Raw genomic sequence first — 7,017 nt, 5'->3', positions numbered from 1 at the left:
GGATTTTGCCAACCGCTACGCAAACGAGGGCGTGGAGCTAAACGAAGCTATCGTGCGCGCGGGCGTCAAAAGACTGCGAGCGATACTGATGACTACTTTTGCGATGATATTTGCCATGCTGCCTCTTGCTCTTAGCAGGGGTGCTGGCTTTGAGGCAAACTCACCTATGGCTATAAGTATCATCTTTGGGCTCATTAGCTCGACTTTGCTTAGTCTACTTGTCGTACCAGTGCTTTTTGCATGGGTCTATAATCTTGATAAATTTATAAGAAAATTTTATGAAAGGGAGAGAATTTGAAGAAGATTTTGGCGGTTTTGCTCTTTGCTTTGCCTCTTTGGGCTGGAAATTTACTAGAGATCATCGCTCTGGCGCAAAGTGCGAAGCTTGAGAGTTTGAAAGAATTTAATAAAAACGAATATATAAATAAAAATAAGAGCAACAAGCTAAATTTATCCCTTGATGGCAGATATACCTTTGTGCCTGACGAGCTAAAGGGTGGGTATATGACAAAGGCTGGATCAATCACGGCAAAGGTCGAGTATCTCATCTTTGACGGCGGTGCGAGTGAGGCTTCGGATAAAATTTTAGACCACAAGGGCGTGGAGAAAATTTACAAAGATGAAGAGCTTATGAATCTCACTGCTTTTCAGGTCGCAAAGGTCTATTTTAACGCCGTTGCACTAAATTCGCTCATAAATTTAGAGACAAAATTTGTAGATAGCTTTGCCAAGGCTGCGGCTGAAAATGAGTTTTGGTTTGAGTATGGCGAGATAGATAAGAGCGAATTTGATGCGATAAATTTCCCCTTAAATAAAAAAAGAGCCGAGCTTGACGAGCTTGGGCTTAAGCTAGCTGAGCTAAACTCAAGGATAAATTTGCTCTCAAACTGCGAAATCGGCTTTAATGCTGGCTCAAAGATAGTGATGCCTGATTTTAGCAAAGATGATATAAGCGCTAAACTTGGGGCGATGGAGCAAGAAAAATATATAAAAGAGCAAGAAAATGAGAAGCAAAAGAGCAAATTTGCCCCAAAAATTTACTTAAAAGATACGCAAAGTGTGAATAATAACAGCTTTAAAAAAGGCGAGAGGACGACTTCACAGATGGTTGATGCGTATGCTGATGCGAACAAGCCTAGAGTGGAGTTTGAGTGGAAGCTGCCAGATAGCCTAAGCCTTAGCAAGCAAAGCCAAACTAAGCGCATAGAGGAGCAAAAGGCTGCACTTGATCTAAGCGACGAAGAAAATAGGATAATAGCTAGGCTAAAGGATCTAAGAGGCGTGATAGAGGGCTTAAGTGCTAGGCTAAATTTAGACTCGCTAAAACAAGATAGCCTTGATAGCGACTTTAATGACCTGCTAAATGGCTATCTTAGCGGCAAGGTAAAATTTGAGCAGTTTTTGTTTGTAAGTGAGAAAAATTTTAGCTACAGGGCAAATTTCATCCTAAATGGCGATCTGCTCGAGCTAAACAAGCTTGAATACTTTTTTGAGTGCGCAAGAAATATAAATGAGGTGGTGATAGAATGAATAAACTGATCTTCGTGACCATTTTATGGGCGTTTAGCTTTAGCTTGATAGGTGAGTTTTTAGCGGGCAAAGTAGATAGCTACCTAGCCGTTTTTGTGCGTGTTACGCTTGCAAGCATGGTCTTTTTGCCATTTACGAAATTTCGCGGGGTAAATCCAAAGCTCGCCCTTGGCATAATGGCGATCGGAGCGGTGCAAATAGGGCTAATGTATCTTTGCTACTACAACTCGTTTTTGTATCTAAGCGTGCCAGAAGTCGCACTTTTTACCATTTTTACGCCGTTTTATGTGACGCTTATATATGACGCATTTAGCTTTAAATTTAGGCCGCTTTATCTCTTTAGCGTTGGCGTAGCGGTCTTTGGCGCGCTTATTATCAAGTATGGTGCGATAAATGAGGGTGTGCTAAAGGGCTTTTTGCTGGTGCAAGGGGCAAATATATGCTTTGGAGCAGGGCAAAGTGCCTATAAGGCGCTTTTGGAGAGGTTTGACGTGGATCAAAAAAAAGTCTTTGGCTACTTTCACTTTGGAGCGTTTTTTGTAGCAGTGATCGCACTAATAACCCTTGGCAATCCAGCTAAATTTCATGTAGATCTAACGCAAACTTTGGTGCTTTTGTGGCTTGGCATAGTCGCTAGTGGGCTTGGATATTTTATGTGGAACAAGGGGGCTTGCGAGGTCGATAGCGGCGTGCTTGCCATCATGAACAACGCCCTCATACCAGCTGCTATCATCGTAAATTTACTCTTTTGGCAAAAGGACACTAATCTAACAAGGCTTATTTTGGGCGCTGTGATAATGTATGTCTCGCTACTAATTCACAATAAAATCATGAATTTTTACGGCGTAAAGGCTGTGTGAGGTTAAATTTGATCTACTTAAGCGCCTTGCATCTTTACAAGCTGGGCGTTTAGCTGCATTATCTGAGCAAATATAGACCCTTTTTGGGTCTGAAGTGAGGCCACTATCTCTTTTGCGTATGGATTTTTGCTTGCACTTGCCTGTTTTATCGCGCTATCAATCTCTTTTAGCTGTTTTTGCAGTTTTTCTAACTGCTTTTTTATGACATCGGCGCTACTCTCGCTCTGGTTATTTGTTTCGCTAACTAAATTTGAAGCATCATGCAAGATAGCACTTTTGTCGCTGTTTTGAGAATTTTCACTTTTTAAATTTGCTTCATCAGCCTTTAAATTTAGCTCACTTTTGGGAGTGCTTTTGTTTAAATTTATAAAATTTGAGTTTATCTGCATCGCTACACCTTTAAATTTAAAAGCATATCGGCAAATTTAAATAAATTTTGACTACGAAAAATTTAGCAAAAAAATCAAAAACGATGCCACGCCAAAGAGCGGTGGTAAAAGTGCTGCTGGCTTAAATTTAACACATAAAAGTGTGATGGCGTTATAGAGTAAAAAGACAAATGTGCTTATATGAAGGCTGCCAGAACTTAGTCTAAAAGCTAGCATTTTGCTTAAAATTTCATCAAAAATGCCGCCATATCCAAAGAGATGAAGTAAAAAGCTTAGTGGATAAAATACGCCAAATAGGTAGTTGATAGCTAGCACGCTAAGCTGCAAGAGGCTAATGAGTGGGAAAAAGTAAAGCACCGCAATCTCCATAGCAAAAAAGACATATAAATTTAAAAGTAGCGAGTTTGCTAGTAGGCTAAATCTGGGCGCAAAATAGAAAAGATAGACGTAAATATAAAAGACGCCAAGGCATGAAAAATAAAAGCCAATACTAAAAAGAAGCTGCGGAAATAGGGCGACGCTAAATAAGATAACGCCAAAAAGCGTGTAGAAATTTAATATCTTTATCTTTTTGCAGATCATATAAAAGCCAGCCATGCTCATCAAAAATGCCCGCAAAAAGCTTGCTATAAAGCCGATCATGTAAAAGTAAAAGCAAAGCACCAAAAATACGGCGATAGTAAAGTCAAAAATATATGAGCGGTAAGGCATATATCTTGCGTAAATGGGCTTAAAAACTAGCTTTAAAAGAAAGAAGCAAACTGTGCTTATGACGCCAAGGTGATAGCCGCTAATGGCGATGAGGTGCGCCACGCCCCAGTTTGAGACATCATCTCTTAGCTCGCCAAAGACGTTTGTGCCAAGAAAGAGCGCTGAGAAAAGCTGCGAAATTTTAGCGTTTTCGTGCTGGGCGGAGATGAAATTTATAGCCCTTTGCCTTAGGCTCTCATCTCTTTTGATAACGGCTCTATCGTAGCTTGGCATGTAAAATGAGCCGCCAAGATAGTCCGTAAAGCTCACGTCTATTGGCTGAACGCTAAGTGCCACGACGTCATAAAGAGCGATCTCATCTTTTTTAGAAGCGGTTGTATAAAAGCTAAAATTTGAGGTGTCGATCCTAATGATCTGGCGCTTTTTGCCATTTTTTTCTTTGGTGAAATTTACGCTTACTTTGCCTAGGACGTCATGCTCGCCAAGCTCCATAAAAGCGCTGTATTCATGAAATTTAAGCGCTAAATTTAGGCAAAAAAGCAAAAGACAAAGCAGGAGAAAATAAAATATACGCCTGCTTTTTGGCAAATTTACTCTTTAAATTCAGTTGATTGCACTGGTGTGGTGGCGATATCGCAAAAGCGCGAGTATTGCTTTTGAAAGAGCACGTCGATGGATCCCACTTCGCCGTTTCTGTTTTTGCCAACGATGATCTCGGCGTTTTCTTGAAGCTTGTTAAAAACGTGCTCGCTTTGATAAGGTTTGCCCTCGGCTGCTGCCTTGCTCTTTTTCTCGTTCTCCTCTTGCTCCAGATAGACCTCGTGTCTATATACAAAAAGGATGATGTCGGCGTCTTGCTCGATCGCGCCTGACTCTCTTAGGTCACTTAGCATAGGGCGCTTGTTCGCGCGTGCTTCAAGGCCGCGGTTTAGCTGCGAAAGTGCGATGATAGGCATATCCAGCTCGCGCGCTAGAAGCTTTAAGCCACGAGAAATTTCAGCTATTTGTATGTGGCGGTCGGCGAAGTTATTTGTGCTCATCATAAGGCCGATGTAGTCGATGACGCAGAGTGAAATTTCAGGATGAGCTGACTTTAGCTTGCGAAGCTGCGTCCTTACTTGGTGGATATTTACGTAGCCGCTATCGTGCACGAAGAGTTTTGCGTGCGAAAATTCGCTGCATGCATGGCTAAAGTGAGCGAGCTTCTCGTCGTCCAGGCTCGCTGTCATTATCTCTTGAAGCGGGATCGAGGTCTTATCTGCTAGCATCCTCATCATGATCTGCTCTGCTGGCATCTCAAGTGAGAAAAAGACGACACCAGCGCCACTTTTTAAAACGTGCCCCATGAAATTTAGACAAAGCGTCGTTTTGCCCATGCCAGGACGTGCTGCGATGATGATGAGGTCGCCATTTTTAAAGCCCTTTATCATCTCATTTAGCTTTTTAAAGCCGGTGTTTAGTCCGATGATATCGCGCTCGTTTAGGGCAGCTTGCTTTTGCATATGCACTATCAAGCTTTTTATGATATCTTCGCTATCTCTGATGCTGCCAGTGCCGCTGCCATCGACTAGCGAGTAAAACTCCTGACTTAGCTCATCGACCATATCGCGGCTAGCTTTGTCTTCATTTACCTTGCTTGGGATGTCGTGGGCGATCTTTACTAGACTGCGTTTTATCGACTTTTCTTTTAGCTCGTTTGCGTATCTTTGGATGTCGATGATCGAGTTTGTGGCTAAAATGCTCGCCATGACGTTGTCATCGTAGTTTTCGCCAAGCTTGTTTTTGATAAACGTCGATGCGATAGGCACGTCGCCGTTTAGACAATCAACCATCGCTTTGTAAATTTGCGCGTGAGCCTTTAGGTAAAAGTCCCCAGCCTTTATCGTGTCAAAAATTTCGCCCAAAGCATCGTTGTTTGCGATGATCGAGCTTAGTATGGCTCGCTCCATATCAAGGTCGTAAAGGTTGCTAAATTCTATCTCGTTAAGTCTCTCTTTTGCCACTGCTTTATCCTCTGCTCTTTATCTCGTCGTCGATCTCTTGTAAAAATCTATCCACAAGCTCGCTCTCAGGTAGCCTTGCGACCACTTCGCCGTGTCGCATGATCATGCCATTTCCCTTGCCAAATGCTATGGCTACGTCTGCGCCTTTTGCCTCGCCGATCGCATTTACCACGCAGCCCATCACCGAGACGTTTAGCGGCTCTTTTATCCCTTTTGTCTTTTCTTCTACGAGCTTTACTGCTGCCATGAGGTCAGCTTGCAAACGCCCACAAGTTGGGCATGATATGATGTTTAGCCCCTCTTTTTGGCGGCCACTATCTTTTAAGATCGCCTTTGCGACTTTGATCTCCTCTTCAAGCTCGCCCGTGATGCTAACTCTCATCGTATCGCCGATGCCTTCAAGCAAAAGCCCGCCAAGTGCGATCGCGGACTTGATAGTCGCGTGAAAAGTGGTACCTGCCTCTGTTACGCCTAGATGAAATGGGTAGTTTGTCTTTGGGCGAAGTGCTCTATAAGCTTGCATAGTGCGCTCGACATCGCTTGATTTAAGTGAAATTTTAATGTCCGTAAAGTCAAAATCCTCAAGAAGCTTGATGTTGTATAAGGCACTCTCCACCATCGCCTCAACCGTGCGGCCGTAGCGGTCCTCAAACTGCTTTTCAAGCGAGCCAGAATTTACGCCTATGCGGATGGGTAAATTTCTCTGTTTGCAGGCATCAACGACTGCTTTTATGTTTTTAGCTGAGCCGATGTTGCCTGGATTTATGCGGATAGCATCGACAAATTCGCTAACTATAAGCGCGTAGGTGTGGTTAAAATGAATGTCTGCAACGACTGGGATGGGTGAGCTGGCGACGATCTGCTTTAGCGCGCTGGCGTCCTCTTTGTCAAAAACTGCGCAGCGCACGATGTCACAGCCTGCAAAATATAGCCTTTGTATCTGCTCTAGCGTGCCTTTTACGTCCTTTGTCTTTGAAAATGTCATTGACTGCACGGAGATCGGTGCGTCACCGCCTATTAAAACATCGCGAATTTTTATCTGTTTTGTCGGGTATCGTTGCAAAATTTTGCCTTTAAATTTTATTGGGGATTATAAGAAAAAATGGCTTTTAAAAGGCTTGAAAAATTAATAAAGTTTATAAACGCAGGCAGTTTGCAATTAAGGCTCATGTATCGTAAATGCAAATTTTAAAATTTCACTCACTTGTAAGAATTGACTACTAAAATTTGGCTTTGCTTACCGCTTAGCTCAAATTTTAGAGCCAAAATCACTTGCTCATGAAATTTTAAAATTTGTTTGACCCTTATTTGGTTGATAAATAAAATTAGTCTTAATTTTTAATCACATGCAGTGCTTTAGCACTGAAGCATGCACCTCTAACGTCGTTGGGGCTTTACTCGGGCTTCGTCTCGTAACTGCGAGCAGACAGGGGATTGTTAAGGGGGAAGGGAGCTCTTTTGCTTCGCAAGCTCGCAACTGCAAGCAGAACGTCTGTCTCTTATACACATCTGACGCTGCCGACG

7 protein-coding genes are annotated in these 7,017 nt (G+C 42.7%); 3 read left to right on the top strand and 4 right to left on the bottom strand.

Annotated elements, in window-relative coordinates:
* From Q0296_RS11025 to Q0296_RS11015, 3 genes are all read left to right on the top strand, one after another.
* On the top strand, positions 1-298 hold a 298-nt coding region (locus Q0296_RS11025), incomplete at its 5' end, for an efflux RND transporter permease subunit (RefSeq protein WP_298040545.1).
* Complete coding sequence (locus Q0296_RS11020) at positions 295-1,530, top strand: TolC family protein (RefSeq protein WP_298040542.1); 1,236 nt, start codon at positions 295-297, stop codon at positions 1,528-1,530. The genes Q0296_RS11025 and Q0296_RS11020, both read left to right, overlap by 4 nt.
* Entirely contained in the window at positions 1,527-2,390 is an 864-nt protein-coding gene (locus Q0296_RS11015) for an EamA family transporter (protein ID WP_298040540.1), read from the top strand. Before Q0296_RS11020 ends, Q0296_RS11015 begins: the two co-directional genes overlap by 4 nt.
* Before the next feature lie 17 nt (positions 2,391-2,407).
* Here the strand turns inward: Q0296_RS11015 and Q0296_RS11010 are convergent, their stop codons facing one another.
* The 4 genes from Q0296_RS11010 to ispG are packed head-to-tail and all read right to left on the bottom strand — an operon-like array spanning position 2,408 to position 6,556.
* Entirely contained in the window at positions 2,408-2,779 is a 372-nt protein-coding gene (locus Q0296_RS11010; RefSeq protein WP_298040538.1) for a hypothetical protein, read from the bottom strand.
* A 51-nt stretch (positions 2,780-2,830) separates the two neighbouring features.
* Complete coding sequence (locus Q0296_RS11005) at positions 2,831-4,078, bottom strand: ComEC/Rec2 family competence protein (RefSeq protein ID WP_298040536.1); 1,248 nt, start codon at positions 4,076-4,078, stop codon at positions 2,831-2,833.
* Between the two features lie 2 nt (positions 4,079-4,080).
* Positions 4,081-5,493: a replicative DNA helicase gene (locus tag Q0296_RS11000; RefSeq protein ID WP_107829419.1), complete on the bottom strand. Its 1,413-nt coding sequence runs from the start codon at positions 5,491-5,493 to the stop codon at positions 4,081-4,083.
* Between the two features lie 4 nt (positions 5,494-5,497).
* A complete protein-coding gene (gene ispG / locus Q0296_RS10995) occupies positions 5,498-6,556 on the bottom strand; it encodes a flavodoxin-dependent (E)-4-hydroxy-3-methylbut-2-enyl-diphosphate synthase (protein ID WP_103645169.1) in 1,059 nt (352 codons plus the stop codon).
* Positions 6,557-7,017: the final 461 nt, after the last annotated feature.

Source organism: uncultured Campylobacter sp. (genome assembly GCF_937890585.1).
Classification (GTDB): Bacteria; Campylobacterota; Campylobacteria; order Campylobacterales; family Campylobacteraceae; genus Campylobacter_A.
Note: the sequence above shows the minus strand (reverse complement) of the source record. Positions and strands in the feature narration are given on the sequence as shown.